General features: G+C 64.2%; 16 protein-coding genes. All 16 read left to right on the top strand.

The window, feature by feature from the left end; genetic code table 11:
* The first annotated feature begins 13 nt into the window (after positions 1-13).
* The 16 genes from ndhC (at position 14) to ACFB49_RS06390 (ending at position 15556) form a co-directional block, all read left to right on the top strand.
* Positions 14-391 (top strand): NADH-quinone oxidoreductase subunit A, encoded by a 378-nt coding sequence (gene ndhC, locus ACFB49_RS06465; RefSeq protein ID WP_380877450.1) that lies wholly within the window; start codon positions 14-16, stop codon positions 389-391.
* On the top strand, positions 382-927 hold the full coding sequence (locus ACFB49_RS06460; protein WP_380877448.1) for a NuoB/complex I 20 kDa subunit family protein: 546 nt from the start codon (positions 382-384) through the stop codon (positions 925-927). The genes ndhC and ACFB49_RS06460 overlap by 10 nt, the downstream gene beginning before the upstream one ends.
* Positions 924-1586, top strand: coding sequence for an NADH-quinone oxidoreductase subunit C (locus tag ACFB49_RS06455; RefSeq protein ID WP_380877446.1), 663 nt, complete (start codon positions 924-926; stop codon positions 1584-1586). Before ACFB49_RS06460 ends, ACFB49_RS06455 begins: the two co-directional genes overlap by 4 nt.
* Positions 1586-2812 (top strand): NADH-quinone oxidoreductase subunit D, encoded by a 1227-nt coding sequence (locus tag ACFB49_RS06450; RefSeq protein ID WP_380877443.1) that lies wholly within the window; start codon positions 1586-1588, stop codon positions 2810-2812. The genes ACFB49_RS06455 and ACFB49_RS06450 overlap by 1 nt, the downstream gene beginning before the upstream one ends.
* Before the next feature lie 53 nt (positions 2813-2865).
* Positions 2866-3171 carry a nuclear transport factor 2 family protein gene (locus tag ACFB49_RS06445; protein ID WP_380879873.1) on the top strand — a complete coding sequence of 102 codons (306 nt, stop codon included), beginning with the start codon at positions 2866-2868 and terminating at the stop codon, positions 3169-3171.
* Positions 3171-3839, top strand: coding sequence for a complex I 24 kDa subunit family protein (locus tag ACFB49_RS06440; RefSeq protein WP_380877441.1), 669 nt, complete (start codon positions 3171-3173; stop codon positions 3837-3839). Before ACFB49_RS06445 ends, ACFB49_RS06440 begins: the two co-directional genes overlap by 1 nt.
* Complete coding sequence (gene nuoF, locus ACFB49_RS06435) at positions 3830-5146, top strand: NADH-quinone oxidoreductase subunit NuoF (RefSeq protein WP_380877438.1); 1317 nt, start codon at positions 3830-3832, stop codon at positions 5144-5146. Before ACFB49_RS06440 ends, nuoF begins: the two co-directional genes overlap by 10 nt.
* Before the next feature lie 4 nt (positions 5147-5150).
* Entirely contained in the window at positions 5151-7154 is a 2004-nt protein-coding gene (nuoG, locus tag ACFB49_RS06430; RefSeq protein WP_380877436.1) for an NADH-quinone oxidoreductase subunit NuoG, read from the top strand.
* A 160-nt stretch (positions 7155-7314) separates the two neighbouring features.
* Positions 7315-8367 (top strand): NADH-quinone oxidoreductase subunit NuoH, encoded by a 1053-nt coding sequence (gene nuoH, locus ACFB49_RS06425; protein WP_380877433.1) that lies wholly within the window; start codon positions 7315-7317, stop codon positions 8365-8367.
* The gene (nuoI, locus tag ACFB49_RS06420) at positions 8364-8849 is read left to right on the top strand and encodes an NADH-quinone oxidoreductase subunit NuoI (RefSeq protein WP_380877430.1); all 486 of its coding nucleotides are present in this window, start codon (positions 8364-8366) and stop codon (positions 8847-8849) included. Before nuoH ends, nuoI begins: the two co-directional genes overlap by 4 nt.
* A 36-nt stretch (positions 8850-8885) precedes the next feature.
* Complete coding sequence (locus ACFB49_RS06415) at positions 8886-9497, top strand: NADH-quinone oxidoreductase subunit J (RefSeq protein WP_380877427.1); 612 nt, start codon at positions 8886-8888, stop codon at positions 9495-9497.
* Positions 9494-9799: an NADH-quinone oxidoreductase subunit NuoK gene (nuoK, locus tag ACFB49_RS06410; RefSeq protein ID WP_010127262.1), complete on the top strand. Its 306-nt coding sequence runs from the start codon at positions 9494-9496 to the stop codon at positions 9797-9799. The genes ACFB49_RS06415 and nuoK overlap by 4 nt, the downstream gene beginning before the upstream one ends.
* Before the next feature lie 7 nt (positions 9800-9806).
* A complete protein-coding gene (nuoL, locus tag ACFB49_RS06405) occupies positions 9807-11861 on the top strand; it encodes an NADH-quinone oxidoreductase subunit L (RefSeq protein ID WP_380877425.1) in 2055 nt (684 codons plus the stop codon).
* Positions 11862-11868: 7 nt separating this feature from the next.
* Positions 11869-13407 carry an NADH-quinone oxidoreductase subunit M gene (locus ACFB49_RS06400; protein WP_380877422.1) on the top strand — a complete coding sequence of 513 codons (1539 nt, stop codon included), beginning with the start codon at positions 11869-11871 and terminating at the stop codon, positions 13405-13407.
* Positions 13407-14846: an NADH-quinone oxidoreductase subunit NuoN gene (gene nuoN / locus ACFB49_RS06395; RefSeq protein ID WP_380877419.1), complete on the top strand. Its 1440-nt coding sequence runs from the start codon at positions 13407-13409 to the stop codon at positions 14844-14846. Before ACFB49_RS06400 ends, nuoN begins: the two co-directional genes overlap by 1 nt.
* Positions 14843-15556, top strand: coding sequence for a biotin--[acetyl-CoA-carboxylase] ligase (locus ACFB49_RS06390; RefSeq protein ID WP_380879871.1), 714 nt, complete (start codon positions 14843-14845; stop codon positions 15554-15556). The genes nuoN and ACFB49_RS06390 overlap by 4 nt, the downstream gene beginning before the upstream one ends.
* Positions 15557-15620: the final 64 nt, after the last annotated feature.

The raw sequence follows: 15620 nt of genomic DNA, 5'->3' as shown, positions 1-15620 counted from the left end.
GCGGAGATGAATGATGGCGTCGGTTGCCGCCGGATATCTGCCGATCCTGCTCTTCCTGGGCGTCGCGATCGTGCTTTCCGCCGCCTTCGTGTTCCTGCCGATCGTGGCAGCGAAATTCACGGGAGCGGACAAGCCCTATCCCGACAAGCTCACCGAATATGAGTGCGGGTTCCCCGCGTTCGAGGACAGCCGCGCCCAGTTCGACGTGCGCTTCTACCTCGTCGCGATCCTGTTCATCATCTTCGACCTCGAAGCAGCCTTCCTGTATCCGTGGGCGGTCTCGCTGGGCGCGATCGGTTTTGCCGGCTGGCTGGCGATGATGATCTTCCTCGCCGAACTGACTATCGGCTTCATTTATGCGTGGAAGAAGGGAGCGCTGGAATGGGAGTAGAGCTTTCGGCCCAGACCGGCGGCGCTGTGGTGAAGCAGCCCGATCAGGACTTCTTCGTCGATCTGCAGAGCCAGGTGAATGACAAGGGTTTCCTCGTCACCTCGACCGAGGAACTGTTCCAGTGGGCGCGTACGGGTTCGCTGTGGTGGATGACCTTCGGCCTTGCCTGCTGCGCGGTCGAGATGATCCACGTCAACATGCCGCGCTATGACATGGAGCGTTTCGGCGCCGCGCCGCGCGCGTCTCCGCGCCAGTCGGACGTGATGATCGTCGCGGGCACGCTCTGCAACAAGATGGCCCCGGCTCTGCGCAAGGTCTATGACCAGATGTCCGAGCCGAAATATGTCATCTCGATGGGCAGCTGCGCGAACGGCGGCGGCTATTATCATTACAGCTATTCGGTGGTGCGCGGCTGCGACCGGATCATCCCGGTCGACATCTATGTTCCCGGCTGCCCGCCGACCGCTGAAGCCTTGCTCTATGGCGTGATGCAGTTGCAGCGGAAGATCCGTCGCGAAGGGACGATCGAACGGTGAGCCTGTCCTTCCCGAAATATGCGTCCAACGCGGGCGTGGTCGATGCGGCGAAGGCCGCGCTCGGCGATCGCCTGGTCCATGCGCGCGAGGAAGTGGGCGAGATCGCGCTCCACGTCCGTGCGGAAACGCTGGTCGAGGCGATGATCATCCTGCGCGACGAGCTGGCCTATCAGCAGCTCATGGAGATCGCCGGGGTCGACTGGCCGGACCGCAATCCGCGGTTCGAGGTGGTCTATTGCCTGCTCAGCCTGACCAAGAACCACCGCCTGCGCGTGCATGTCGCCTGTGACGACGTGACGCCGGTGCCGAGCGTGACGGGCATCTGGCCGGTCGCCGGCTGGCTGGAGCGTGAGGTTTACGACATGTACGGCGTGCTGTTTGCCGGCAATTCGGACCTGCGCCGCATCCTGACCGACTATGGCTTCCGCGGTCATCCGCAGCGCAAGGATTTCCCGCTGACCGGCTTCGTCGAGCTGCGTTATTCGGAAGAGCATAAGCGCGTCGTCTATGAGCCGGTGAAGCTGGCGCAGGACTTCCGTAGCTTCGACTTCATGAGCCCGTGGGAAGGTGCGGAATATATCCTGCCCGGCGACGAGAAGGCGCAGCCCGAAGCCAAGGGCGCGCCGACGCCGCTGAAGGCCGATGAGGTCAAGAAGTGATGGCCACGACCTATGATGATCTGACCCCGGACACCGCCCAGACGGTCGGCGACCTGGAGATCCAGAACTACACGATCAACTTCGGCCCGCAGCATCCGGCCGCGCACGGCGTGCTGCGCCTGGTGCTGGAGATGGACGGCGAAATCGTCGAGCGCGCCGATCCGCATGTCGGCCTGCTCCATCGCGGCACCGAGAAGCTGATCGAATATAAGACCTATCTGCAGGCGCTGCCCTATTTCGACCGGCTGGACTATTGCTCGCCGCTCGGCATGGAGCACAGCTATGTGCTCGCGATCGAGAAGCTGCTGGGTCTCGAAGTGCCGGAACGCGCGCAATATCTGCGTGTGCTGTTCGCGGAGCTGACGCGCATCTGCAACCACATGCTGAACCTCGGTTCGCACGTCATGGACGTTGGCGCGATGACGCCGAACCTGTGGCTGTTCGAGATCCGCGAGGATTGCCTCGGCTTCTTCGAGCGCGCGTCCGGCGCCCGCATGCACGCGGCCTGGTTCCGCCCCGGTGGCGTCCATCAGGACGTGCCGCTGAAGCTGTTGACCGACATCGGCGACTGGCTCGACACGCGGCTGCCGACCCTGCTGGAAGATGCGATCAGCCTGGTCGCGGACAACCGCATCTTCAAGCAGCGCAACGTCGACATTGCCGTCGTTTCCAAGGAAGACGCGATCAAGTGGGGCTTTTCCGGCCCGATGATCCGCGGCTCGGGCATCCCCTGGGATATCCGCAAGAGCCAGCCTTACGACGCCTATGACAAGGTCGAATTCGACGTGCCGGTGGGCACGAAGGGCGACTGCTACGACCGGTTCATGGTGCGCGTGGAGGAGGTCCGCCAGTCGGCGCGGATCATGAAGCAGTGCCTCCAGCAGATGCCGGAAGGCCCGATCGCTTCGCTCGACCGCAAGGTGGTGCCGCCCAAGCGGGCTGAGATGAAGCAGTCGATGGAAGCGCTGATCCATCACTTCAAGCTCTATACCGAGGGCTTCCACGTCCCCGCGGGCGAAGTTTACGTCGCGACCGAAAGCCCCAAGGGCGAGTTCGGCGTCTATCTGGTCGCTGATGGCACCAACAAGCCCTATCGCTGCAAGATCCGGCCGACCGCGTTCAGCCATCTGCAGGCGATGGACTTCATGGCGAAGGGCCACATGCTCGCCGACATCACCGCCATCCTTGGCGCGATGGATATCGTGTTCGGGGAGTGCGACCGGTGAGCGACGTCGCAACCCTCCTTTCTGCGGACGAGCGTATCGCGATCGCGACCCGTATGATCGAGGTCTATAATGCTCAGGATGCCGACGCTTACGTGACGTACATGACCGATGATGCCTGCGAGGCGGGCTATCGCGGGGCGGTGTTGCGCGAGGGCAGGGAAGGCGTGCGGGCGGGGCTGAAGGCCATGTTCGCGCAATTCCCGCAGAACCGGGCGGACATCATCGGCAGCTGGTGCCTCGGCGAGACCGTGGTGCTGCACGAGAAGGTCGAACGCGCGCCCGATGGCGACAAGTTCGAGGTCATGTCTGTCTATTCGTTTGAGGGCGACAAGGTGTCGCGCGTGGAGTTCATCCGTTAATGGCTGACGCAGCCCATATCCCCGACGAAGCCGAGACCCGCGCCCGCTGGGGCGATTTCGCGTGGTCCGAGGTCAACGAGGCCAATGCCAAGGGCATCATCGCGCGCTATCCGCCGGGCCGCCAGCATTCGGCGATCATGCCGCTGCTCGATCTCGCCCAGCGCCAGGTGGGTGCGGAGACGGATACGCAGGGTTGGCTGCCCGTGCCGGTGATCGAGTTCGTCGCGAAGCAGATTTCGATGCCCTATATCCGGGCGTTCGAGGTCGCGACCTTCTACACCATGTACAATTTGGCGCCGGTCGGCCGCTATCATGTGCAGGTCTGCGGCACGACGCCGTGCATGCTGCGCGGATCGGACGATGTGCTCGACGCCTGTTACAAGAAGGGGTTGAAGAAGGGCCACACCACGCCCGACGGCCTGTTCACGCTGACCGAAGTCGAGTGCCTGGGCGCCTGCGCCAACGCGCCGATGGTGCAGATCAACGACGATAATTTCGAAGACCTGACCTTCGAGACGACGACGGCTGTGCTCGAAGCGCTGGCCCGTGGCGAGAGCCCCAAAGCGGGTCCGCAGATCGACCGGCAGACGAGCTGCCCCGAGGGCGGACCGACCTCGCTTCCGGAGATGGTGTCCGAAAACCACGATTACCGGGGGGAATGGGCATGACCGGCATCACGCCCCTGGCGGACAAGGACCGCATCTTCACCAACGTCTATGGCTTCCAGCCGTGGAACATCGACGCGGCGATGAAGCGCGGCGACTGGGACAACACCAAGAAGCTGCTCGAGATCGGCCAGGACGAGATCATCGAGCGGATCAAGGCGTCGGCCCTGCGCGGCCGCGGCGGCGCGGGCTTCCCGACCGGCATGAAGTGGAGCTTCATGCCCAAGGAGAGCAAGGACGGCCGCCCGAGCTTCCTGGTCATCAACGCCGACGAATCCGAGCCGGGTTCGTGCAAGGACCGCGAGATCATCCGCCACGATCCGCACAAGCTGATCGAAGGCGCGCTGATCGCCGGTTTCGCGATGCGTGCGCGTGCCGCCTACATCTATATCCGCGGCGAGTTCATTCGCGAGGCGGAGACTTTGTTCGCGGCCGTGGCCGAAGCGTATGCCAAGGGCTTCATCGGCAAGAATGCCTGCGGTTCGGGCTATGACTTCGACGTCTTCGTCCATCGCGGGGCAGGGGCCTATATCTGCGGCGAGGAAACTGCGCAGATCGAAAGCCTTGAGGGCAAGAAGGGCCAGCCGCGCCTGAAGCCGCCTTTCCCGGCGGGTGTCGGCCTCTATGGCTGCCCGACGACCGTGAACAATGTGGAATCGATCGCGGTTGCGCCGACGATCCTGCGGCGGGGTGCTGCCTGGTTCTCGTCCTTCGGGCGCGAGAACAACAAGGGCACCAAGCTGTTCCAGATCAGCGGCCATGTGAACAAGCCGTGCGTCGTCGAAGAAACGATGGGCATTAGCTTCCGTGAACTGATCGACCGGCACGCCGGCGGCATCCGTGGTGGCTGGGATAATCTGCTCGCCGTGATCCCGGGCGGTTCTTCGGTGCCGCTGGTGCCCGCTGCGCAGATCATGGACGCGCCGATGGATTTCGACGGCCTGCGCGATCTCAAGTCGGGCCTCGGCACGGCGGCGGTGATCGTGATGGACAAGTCCACCGACATCGTCCGCGCCATCAGCCGGATCAGCTATTTCTACAAGCATGAGAGCTGCGGCCAGTGCACGCCGTGCCGCGAAGGCACCGGCTGGATGTGGCGCGTGATGGAACGGCTGCGCCAGGGCAATGCCGAGCTTTCCGAGATCGACATGCTGGAAGAAGTGACGCGGCAGGTCGAAGGCCACACCATCTGCGCGCTCGGCGACGCGGCGGCCTGGCCGATCCAGGGCCTGATCCGCCATTTCCGCCCGGAAATCGAGCGGCGCATCTACGAAGCCAAGGGCGTCGCCCTTCCCGTGGCGGCGGAGTAAGAAAATGCCTAAGCTAACCGTCGACGGGATCGAGGTCGAAGTCCCCGCGGGCGCCACCGTGCTCCAGGCCTGTGAGGCTGCGGGCAAGGAGATTCCGCGCTTCTGTTATCATGAGCGGCTGTCGATCGCCGGCAATTGCCGCATGTGCCTGGTCGAAGTGAAGCCGGGGCCGCCCAAGCCGCAGGCTTCGTGCGCGCTGCCCGCCGCCGACAATCAGGAAGTCCGCACCGACAGCGCGATGGTCAAGAAGGCGCGGGAAGGGGTGATGGAGTTCCTCCTCATCAATCACCCGCTCGATTGCCCGATCTGCGACCAGGGCGGCGAATGCGACTTGCAGGACCAGTCGGTCGCTTATGGCCGCGGCCATTCCCGCTATGACGAGAACAAGCGGGCCGTGACCGAGAAATATATGGGCCCCATCGTCAAGACGGTGATGACCCGCTGCATCCAGTGCACGCGCTGCGTGCGCTTCGCCGAGGAAGTGGCCGGCGTCGAGGAAATCGGCGCGATCGGCCGTGGCGAGAATATGCAGATCACCTCCTATCTGGAGAAGGCGGTCACGTCCGAGCTTTCGGGCAATGTCGTCGATCTGTGCCCGGTGGGCGCGCTGACAGCCAAGCCTTACGCTTTCGAGGCGCGGCCGTGGGAGTTGAAGAAGACCGCGGGCATCGACGTGATGGACGCCGTGGGCACCAACATCCGCATCGACAGCCGCGGCCGGCAGGTGCTGCGCGCGTTGCCGCGGATCAATGACGACGTGAATGAGGAATGGGCGTCGGACAAGACGCGCCATGCGGTCGACGGCCTCGTCCGCAGCCGCCTCGACAAGCCTTATGTCCGCAAGGGCGGCAAATTGGTGCCCGTCACCTGGGGCGAGGCGTTCCAGGCGATTGCGGCGGTGAATGCGGGGGCAAGCGTCGCGGCGATCGCCGGTGATCTGGTCGACTGCGAAACCATGTATGCGGCGAAGACGCTGCTGACGGCGATGGGTTCGGACATTCTCGAGGGCCGACAGACCGGCCTCGATTATGACTGCACCAATCTGGCGGCGGTGAATTTCAACAGCACGATCGCCGGCATCGAGACGGCGGATGCGATCCTGATCGTCGGTTCGAACGTCCGCTGGGAAGCACCGCTGGTCAACACGCGCATCCGCAAGGCGGTGAAGGCCGGCGCGCCGGTGTTCGTGATCGGCCCCGAAATCGACCTGACCTATCCGGTGACGTGGCTCGGCAATGATCTGTCGTTGCTTGGCAATCTGCCGGCGGAAGTGACCGATGCCTTCACCAAGGCCCAGCGCCCGGCGCTGATCCTGGGTGGCGGCGGCCTGAAGGCCGGTGCGCAGGGCGCGACGCTCGCGCTGGTCGGCCCGCTCGGGCTGATCAAGGATGGCTGGAACGGTTATAACGTCCTCCACATGGCGGCTTCGCGCATGGGCGGGCTGATGCTGGGCTATGCGCAGGCGGGCGGCATCGCGGCGGTTGCCGCGAAGGCGCCGAAGCTCGTCTTCCTGCTGGGCGCTGACGAGCTGAGCGAAGATCGCTTCGCCGGCAGCTTCAAGGTCTATGTCGGCCATCATGGCGATCGCGGTGCGGCTCAGGCTGACGTGATCCTGCCGGCGGCCGCTTACACCGAGAAGAGCGGCACCTATGTGAACCTGGAAGGCCGGGTGCAGCGCGGCGATCGGGCGGTATTCCCGCCGGGCGATGCGCGCGAGGATTGGGCGATCTTGCGCGCCCTTTCCGACGTGCTGGGCCATACGCTGCCGTTCGACACGCTCGACGCGCTGCGCGCGGCGATGGCGGCGGACGTGCCGGCGCTGGGTGCGCTTGGTCTTGCCGCTTATGACTGGGCACCGCCGTCGCTCGACGCTGCGGCTGCGGGCGAGGTTGGCTATCCGATCGCCGACTTCTACCTGACCAACCCGATCGCGCGGGTGAGCGAGACGATGCAGCGCTGCTCGGCCGAACTGATCCACGGCCAGGATTTTGCGGAGGCCGCGGAATGAAGGCGGTTTTCCTTCCCACGCCGTTCTCAGGTGGCTCGATGAGCCGGGCACAGGATGCAAAGGGTGAGCGGAGCGTGTCTCGACTTCGCTCGACACGATCGGGCTTGTCGATGGCGGGCCTGAAAATGCCGGAGTGGATTTTGATGGGGGTCGGTGCGCGATGACCGCTTGGTTCCAGGGCGTCCTCGGCTACGGCTTCGGCTGGTTTGTCGCGACGCTGATCCTGATCCTGATGATCGCGCTGCCGCTGATGCTGGCTGTCGCCATGATCATCTATGCCGATCGCAAGATCTGGGCGGCGATGGCGCTGCGCCGCGGCCCCAACGTCGTCGGCCCGTTCGGCCTGCTCCAGTCCTTCGCGGATGGCCTGAAGGTGTTCCTGCAGGAAACCATCATCCCGTCGGCGGCGAACCGGGGCCTGTTCCTGCTCGCGCCGATAATCACCTTCACGATCGCGCTGATCGGCTGGGCGGTGATCCCGTTCGGGCCGGACATGGTGCTCGCCGACATCAATGTCGGCCTGCTCTACATCCTCGCGGCGTCGTCGCTGGGCGTCTATGGCGTGATCCTGGCGGGCTGGGCGTCCAACTCCAAATATCCCTTCTATTCCGCCATCCGCGCCGCTGCGCAGATGGTGAGCTATGAAGTGTCGATCGGCTTCGTGCTGATCTCGGTCGTGCTGTGGGCCGGGACGTTCAACCTTTCCGGCATCATCGATGCGCAGCGCGCCCACGTCTTCGGCTTCATCAACGGCTTCGGCTTCAACCCGCTGCTGTTTCCGATGGCGGTGGTGTTCCTGATCTCCGCCATGGCCGAAACCGCGCGCGCCCCGTTCGACCTGACCGAGGCCGAGAGCGAGATCGTCGCCGGTTACCAGACCGAATATTCGTCGATGGCGTTCGCGCTGTTCTGGCTCGGCGAATATGGCAATGTGCTCTTGATGTGCGCGCTCAACGCCGTGCTGTTCTGGGGCGGCTGGTTGCCCCCGATCGACTGGGCGCCGCTTTACGCCATCCCCGGCATCTTCTGGATGTTCGCGAAGATCCTGTTCTTCTTCTTCGTGTTCAGCTGGGTGAAGGCGACGGTGCCGCGCTACCGCTATGACCAGCTGATGCGGCTGGGCTGGAAGATCTTCCTGCCGCTGTCGCTGCTGTGGGTGTTCATCATCTCCGGGTGGCTGATGCTCACCCGCTATTCGGGCGTGCTGTCATGAGCCTCGCGCATTACGTCAAAACCTTCACCCTCTGGGAGTTCGTGAAGGCGCACTGGCTGACCTTGAAATATTTCTTCAAGCCCAAGGCGACGATCAACTACCCGTTCGAGAAGAACCCGCTGTCGCCCCGCTTCCGCGGCGAACATGCGCTGCGCCGTTATCCGAATGGCGAGGAGCGCTGCATCGCGTGCAAGCTGTGCGAGGCCGTGTGCCCGGCGCAGGCGATCACGATCGAGGCCGAACCGCGCGACGACGGCAGCCGCCGCACCACGCGCTACGACATCGACATGACGAAGTGCATCTATTGCGGCTTCTGTCAGGAAGCCTGCCCGGTGGACGCCATCGTCGAGGGGCCGAATTTTGAATATGCCACGGAGACGCGCGAGGAGCTGATCTACGACAAGGCGAAGCTGCTTTCGAACGGCGACCGGTGGGAAAGTGCCATCGCCGCCAACCTTGCCGCCGATGCTCCATACCGTTAATCCGCCGCACGAATCCTTGAGGGGCCGCGCAAAACCGTGATCCAGACGATCGCCTTTTATCTGTTCGCCATCATGGTGATCGCCGCCGGCGCGCTCACCGTGACGGCGCGCAACCCCGTGCACTCGGTGCTGTGGCTCATCCTCGCGTTCTTCAATGCGGCGGGCCTGATGGTGCTGGTGGGCGCCGAGTTCATCGCGATGCTGCTCGTCATCGTCTATGTCGGTGCGGTCGCGGTGCTGTTTCTGTTCGTCGTGATGATGCTGGACATCGATTTCGCCGAACTGCGCAGCGGCTTTTCCCGCTACTGGCCGTTCGGCGTGCTGCTGATCTTCGTGCTGCTGGCGGAAATCATCTTCGCAACCGCGGCGTGGAAGGCCGGTGGCATCGAAATGGCCCGTGCGGCCGCCCCGATCCCGGCCGAAGTGCCGAACATCGAGGCGCTCGGCACCGTCATCTACACGCGCTACCTCTACATCTTCGAAGCGGCCGGCCTTGTGCTCCTGGTGGCGATGATCGGCGCGATCGTGCTGACCCACCGCGCGCGTGGCGGCACTCGCCCGCAGAACGTGACCCAGCAGGTCAAGCGGCGTCCCGAGGACGCGGTGCGCAATATCAACCAGCCCATCGGGCAGGGGGTGGAGCTGTGATCGGCATCCAGCATTATCTGGTCGTTTCGGCGATCCTGTTCGTGATGGGGGTGTTCGGCATCTTCCTCAACCGGAAGAATGTCATCATCATCCTGATGGCGATCGAACTGATCCTGCTCAGCGTCAACATCAACCTGGTGGCCTTCTCGGCCTTCCTCGGCGATCTTGTCGGCCAGGTGTTCGCGATGTTCGTGCTGACGGTGGCCGCCGGCGAGGCGGCGATCGGGCTCGCGATCCTCGTCATCTATTTCCGTGGCCGCGGCACCATCGCGGTCGACGATATCAACCGGATGAAGGGGTGATCATTCGGTGATCAAGCTCATCGTATTCCTGCCGCTCTTGGCGGCTATCGTCGCGGGCCTCGGCAACCGCATGATCGGCAATGTCGCTGCGAAAGCGGTGACGACGGGTGCGCTGTTCGCGGCCTGTGCGCTTTCCTGGGTGATCTTCATCGGTTTCCTGGGCGGCCATTCGGTAGCCTATGTCGAACCGGTGCTGACCTTCATCCAGTCCGGCGACATGCTGGTCGATTGGGCGCTGCGCGTCGACACGCTGACGGCGGTGATGCTGGTGGTCGTGACCACGGTCTCCAGCCTCGTCCACCTGTATAGCTGGGGCTATATGGCCGAGGACGACAGCCAGCCGCGCTTCTTCGCTTATCTGTCGCTGTTCACCTTCGCGATGCTGATGCTGGTCACGGCCGACAGCCTGGTCCAGATGTTCTTCGGCTGGGAAGGCGTGGGCCTTGCGTCCTATCTGCTGATCGGTTTCTGGTATCACAAGCCGACCGCCAAGGCGGCCGCGATCAAGGCGTTCGTGGTCAACCGCGTCGGCGATTTCGGCTTCTCGCTCGGTATCTTCGGCACCTTCCTGGTGTTCGGCACCGTCTCGATCCCCGCGATCCTGGAAGCGGCGCCCGGCATGGCCGGTTCGACCATCGGCTTCCTCGGCTATCGCGTCGACACGATGACCTTGCTCTGCCTGCTGCTGTTCGTCGGCGCGATGGGCAAGTCGGCCCAGCTTGGCCTCCACACCTGGCTGCCCGACGCCATGGAAGGCCCGACCCCGGTGTCGGCGCTGATCCACGCGGCGACGATGGTGACGGCGGGCGTGTTCATGGTCTGCCGCCTGTCGCCGATGTTCGAAACGAGCCAGACGGCGCTGCATGTCGTGGCCATCGTCGGTGCGGCGACCTGCTTCTTCGCGGCGACCGTCGGCACCTGCCAGAACGACATCAAGCGCGTGATCGCTTATTCGACCTGTTCGCAGCTCGGCTACATGTTCTTCGCCGCGGGCATCGGCGCCTATGGCGCGGCGATGTTCCACCTGTTCACGCACGCCTTCTTCAAGGCGCTGCTGTTCCTGGGTGCGGGCTCGGTGATCCACGCGATGCACCATGAGCAGGACATGCGTTATTATGGCGGCCTGCGTAAGAAGATCCCCTTCACCTTCGCGGTGATGCTGATCGGCACGCTGGCGATCACCGGCCTCGGTATTCCGGGCGTGATCCTGGACATCCCGGCATTCGGCTTTGCGGGCTTCTTCTCGAAGGACGCGATTTTGGAGGCGACCTACGCTTCCGGCGGCAATGGCCCGATCATCTTCGGCGTCGGCATCATCGCCGCGATGCTCACCAGCTTCTATTCGTGGCGGCTGATGTTCCTGACCTTCTGGGGCAAGCCGCGCTGGGCGGAGTCCGAGCATATCCAGCACGCCGTGCACCATGAGCATGAGGATCGTTCGGAGCCGGACCATGGCCATGAACTCGATCACCATGCGCCGCTGCCGCATGACGGCACGGCGGGCTATCATCCGCATGAAAGCCCGCTGAACATGCTGATCCCGCTGGCGGTCCTCGCGACCGGTGCAGTGTTGGCAGGCCAGGTCTTCCACCACGCCTTTGTCGAGGTGGCTGGCGGTGTGCAGTTCTGGGGCGGCAGCATCGCGTTCAACGAGCATCTGATGCATGCGATGCATGAGGTGCCGGCGTGGGTGAAGTGGGGGCCGTTCACGGTGATGGCGATCGGTTTCCTGATCGCGCTGCGCGCCTATATCTTCGACACGACGATCCCGGCGCGCTTCACCGAGACTTTCCGCGTCCTCTACGACTTCGTCTACAACAAGTGGTATTTCGACCAGCTGTACGATTTCCTGTTCGTCCGCCCGGCCTTCGCGCTCGGTCGCTTCTTCTGGAAGCGCGGCGACGAAGGGACGATCGACCGCTTCGGCCCCGACGGCGTCGCGCATGTCGTGGTTGGCGGTGGCGCGCTCACCCGCCGGCTCCAGTCCGGCTACGTCTATACCTATGCGCTGGTGATGCTGCTGGGCCTTGCGGCCGCGGCGACCTGGGCGATGGCGGGCTGATAAGAATATGACCGGCTTTCCCATCCTTTCCCTGATGATCGCGCTGCCGGCAGTGGCCGCGATCGCCTGCCTGTTCCTGAGCGCGCAGGGCGCACGCTGGACGGCGCTGGCAACGACGCTCATCCTGTTCGTGCTCGGCATCGTCCTGTGGGTCGGTTACGATCCCGCCGGCGCGCAGTGGCAGTTCGTCGAACGGACGCAGGCCAATGTGTTCGGGCGCTTCTCTTGGGCGCTCGGCATCGACGGCATCGCGCTGACGCTGATCATGCTTTCCGTCTTCCTGATGCCGATCTGCATCGGCGCGTCGTGGGAAGCGATCGAGAAGCGCGTGCCCGAGTATATGGCCGCCTTCCTGCTGATGGAGGCGCTGATGATCGGCGTCTTCGCAGCGCAGGATCTGTTCCTGTTCTACATCTTCTTCGAAGCCGGCCTCATCCCGATGTATCTGATCATCGGCATCTGGGGCGGGGCGGACCGGATCTACGCCAGCTATAAATTCTTCCTCTACACGCTGCTCGGATCGGTGCTGATGCTGGTCGCGATGCTGTGGATGGCGCAGGAAGCGGGCACGACCGACATCCCGACCCTGATGGCGCATGACTTCCCGGTCCATGCCCAGACCTGGCTGTTTCTGGCCTTCTTCGCGAGCTTCGCGGTGAAGATGCCGATGTGGCCGGTCCACACCTGGCTGCCGGACGCGCACGTGCAGGCGCCGACCGCAGGTTCGGTGATCCTGGCCGGCGTGCTGCTGAAGATGGGGGGCTACGGCTTCATTCGCTTCTCGCTGCCGATGTTCCCGCAGGCGTCCGCCGAACTGTTCTGGCTCGTCATGGGCCTCAGCATGGTGGCGGTGGTCTACACCTCGCTCGTTGCCCTGGTGCAGACCGACATGAAGAAGCTGATCGCCTATTCGTCGGTCGCGCACATGGCGTTCGTCACCATCGGCCTGTTCGCCTTCAACCGGCAGGGCCTGGAAGGCGCGATGCTGGTGATGCTGAGCCACGGCCTGGTTTCGGGCGCGCTCTTCCTGTGCGTCGGCGTGATCTATGATCGTCTGCACACTCGCGAGATCGCGCGTTATGGCGGGCTTTCGGACAATATGCCGAAATATGCCCTGCTGTTCATGCTGTTCACCATGGCCTCGGTTGGTCTGCCCGGCACGTCCGGCTTCGTCGGTGAGTTCCTGGCGCTGGTCGGCGGCTACAAGGCGAATAGCTGGGTGGCGTTCGTCGCGACGACGGGAATCATCCTCGGCGCGGCTTACATGCTCTATCTCTATGCGCGGGTTTGCTACGGCAAGCTCGACAAGCCCGATGTCGCTGCGATGCCGGATCTGTCGGCGCGCGAAATGGCGCTGTTGGCGCCGATCGCCGCGGCCGTGCTGTGGATGGGCGTCTATCCCGAAAGCTTTCTGAAGCCGATCCGCCGCGACATCGGCATGCTTGTCGCCCGTGTCGAACAATCGGGCTTCCAGGGCGATGCCCATGTCACCGCCGGTAAGCCTGTCATTCCTGCTGCCGCCGCGCACGAGGGGGCGCACCACTGATGTCGTTCATCCACTCCCTCTCGCTGACCCTGCCGGAGCTCATCCTCTCGGTCGGTTCGCTCGTGCTGCTGATGGTTGCGGCCTATGGCGGCGACAAGATGACCAAGGCGATAAGCTGGGCGGCGGCGGCATTGTTCGTCGCGGCGGCCTTCGCGCTGCTCGGCCCGGCCGGCCATGGCGGCGACGCCTTCGACGGCCTCTATCGTGCGGACGCCTTCGCGGCCTTCGCCAAGGTGCTGATCTACATCGCCGCGGCAGTGACGATGGTGATTGCCCCCGCATTCTTCGAGCGGAGCGGTTATGTCCGCGCCGAATATCCGATCCTGATCCTGCTCTCCGCCGTCGGCATGGGCATGATGGTTTCGGCGGCCGACCTGCTTACGCTCTATGTGGGCCTCGAGCTGCAGAGCCTTGCCGCTTATGTGCTGGCGAGCTTCATGCGCCGCGATACGCGCTCGGCCGAAGCGGGCCTCAAATATTTCGTTCTCGGCGCGCTCGCCTCGGGCATCCTGCTCTACGGCATCTCGCTGCTTTACGGCTTCACCGGCACGACCGCGTTCGCCGGCGTGGCGGAAGGCTTTGGCGACGGCCTGAGCATGGGCGAAATGTTCGGCCTGGTGTTCGTGCTGGCGGGCCTGGCGTTCAAGATCTCCGCCGTTCCGTTCCACATGTGGACGCCGGACGTCTATGAAGGCGCGCCGACCCCGGTAACGGCTTTCTTCGCCTCCGCCCCCAAGGTCGCGGCGATGGCGCTGCTGGTCCGCGTCGCAGTGGAAGCCATGGGCGGTGCTACCGATGCGTGGCGCCAGATCATCATCTTCTCGGCGCTCGCCTCCACCATCCTCGGCGGCGTCGCGGCGATCGGGCAGACTAATATCAAGCGGCTGCTCGCTTATTCGTCGATCAACAATGTCGGCTTCGCGCTGTTCGGCCTCGCCGCCGGCACGAAGGAGGGCGTGGCGGCTGTGATGACCTATATGGCGGTCTATGTCGCCATGACGGTCGGAAGCTTCCTCTGCGTGCTGCAGATGCGCGACGAAAGCGGCGAGCCGGTAGAGACGATCGCCAGCCTTTCCGGCCTGTCGCGCACGCGGCCGGCGCTGGCGGCGGCTTTCGCGATCTTCATGTTCTCGCTGGCTGGAATCCCGCCGCTCTTCGGCTTCTGGCCGAAATTCCTGGTGTTCGATGCGCTGGTCAGCGTCGGCCAGTGGCCGCTCGCCATGATCGGTATCGCCACCTCGGTGATCGGCGCCTTCTATTATCTGAAGATCGTCAAGACGATGTACTTCGATGATCCGGCGCCGGCCTATGCGCCGATGGAGAGCAAGGTCGAAGGCGGGCTGATCGCGATTTCGGCGCTGTTCGTCTCGCCGCTCGGCTACCTGGCCATTCCGGCGCTGGGCGCCGCGAGCATGGCGGCAGCACGGGCGCTGTTCTGATCCACACCATCCGTTCGGTAACGTCGACGGCGTCGACCAACGACGATGTCGCCGCCCTTGCCCGGGCGGGCGAGGCGGAAGGTTTCTGGCTGCGTGCCGAGACGCAGACGGGCGGGCGCGGGCGGCATGGCCGCGCCTGGCAATCTCCGCCCGGTAATCTCTTCGCCAGCACGATCATCCGTCAGCGCATCGGCGATCCGCCGCCGGCGACGTTGGCGATGGTGGCGGCGCTCGCGCTCCATCAGGTCGCCGCGGCCTATGGCGATGCGAGCCGCATAACGCTGAAATGGCCTAACGATCTGATGCTCGACGGCGCCAAGCTATCGGGCATCCTGCTCGAAGCCGTGGGCGATGCGATCGTCATCGGTTTCGGCGTCAACCTCGCCCATCGGCCCGAGGGGCTGGACCGCGCGACGGCCAGCTTCGCGGCTGCGGGGCTGGGCGCGCCGGACCCGGCAGCTTTCCTTGAGGATCTGGCCCAGGCCTTCACCTATTGGGTGGGCCGCTGGCGTGGTGAGGGGCTTTCGACAATCCGCCGTGAATGGCTGCTGCGTGCGCATGCGATTGGCACGCCGCTCAGAACCACCGGCGCCGACGGCCAAAGCGTCGAGGGGCTTTTTGAAGGTCTCGATGAAAATGGCGCGCTGCGGCTGCGATTGGCGGACGGCACCATCCATATCCTCCACGCGGGGGACGTTTTCCTGATATAGACGGCCGCGCCGCATGCGCTGCCCGACGCCGGCGATGCCGTGCGCCTTGAGTGATTGGATCCGA

It is taken from the genome of Sphingomonas sp. DBB INV C78 (assembly GCF_042693015.1).
Lineage (GTDB): Bacteria > Pseudomonadota > Alphaproteobacteria > Sphingomonadales > Sphingomonadaceae > Sphingomonas_E.
Note: the sequence above shows the minus strand (reverse complement) of the source record. Positions and strands in the feature narration are given on the sequence as shown.

Excerpts from the sequence above, each read along its gene's own strand:
- ndhC (WP_380877450.1), top strand. The coding sequence starts at position 14 with ATGGCGTCGGTTGCCGCCGGATATCTGCCGATCCTGCTCTTCCTGGGC.
- ACFB49_RS06460 (WP_380877448.1), top strand. The coding sequence starts at position 382 with ATGGGAGTAGAGCTTTCGGCCCAGACCGGCGGCGCTGTGGTGAAGCAG.
- ACFB49_RS06450 (WP_380877443.1), top strand. The coding sequence starts at position 1,586 with ATGGCCACGACCTATGATGATCTGACCCCGGACACCGCCCAGACGGTC.
- ACFB49_RS06445 (WP_380879873.1), top strand. The coding sequence starts at position 2,866 with ATGATCGAGGTCTATAATGCTCAGGATGCCGACGCTTACGTGACGTAC.
- ACFB49_RS06440 (WP_380877441.1), top strand. The coding sequence starts at position 3,171 with ATGGCTGACGCAGCCCATATCCCCGACGAAGCCGAGACCCGCGCCCGC.
- nuoF (WP_380877438.1), top strand. The coding sequence starts at position 3,830 with ATGGGCATGACCGGCATCACGCCCCTGGCGGACAAGGACCGCATCTTC.
- nuoG (WP_380877436.1), top strand. The coding sequence starts at position 5,151 with ATGCCTAAGCTAACCGTCGACGGGATCGAGGTCGAAGTCCCCGCGGGC.
- nuoH (WP_380877433.1), top strand. The coding sequence starts at position 7,315 with ATGACCGCTTGGTTCCAGGGCGTCCTCGGCTACGGCTTCGGCTGGTTT.
- nuoI (WP_380877430.1), top strand. The coding sequence starts at position 8,364 with ATGAGCCTCGCGCATTACGTCAAAACCTTCACCCTCTGGGAGTTCGTG.
- ACFB49_RS06400 (WP_380877422.1), top strand. The coding sequence starts at position 11,869 with ATGACCGGCTTTCCCATCCTTTCCCTGATGATCGCGCTGCCGGCAGTG.
- nuoN (WP_380877419.1), top strand. The coding sequence starts at position 13,407 with ATGTCGTTCATCCACTCCCTCTCGCTGACCCTGCCGGAGCTCATCCTC.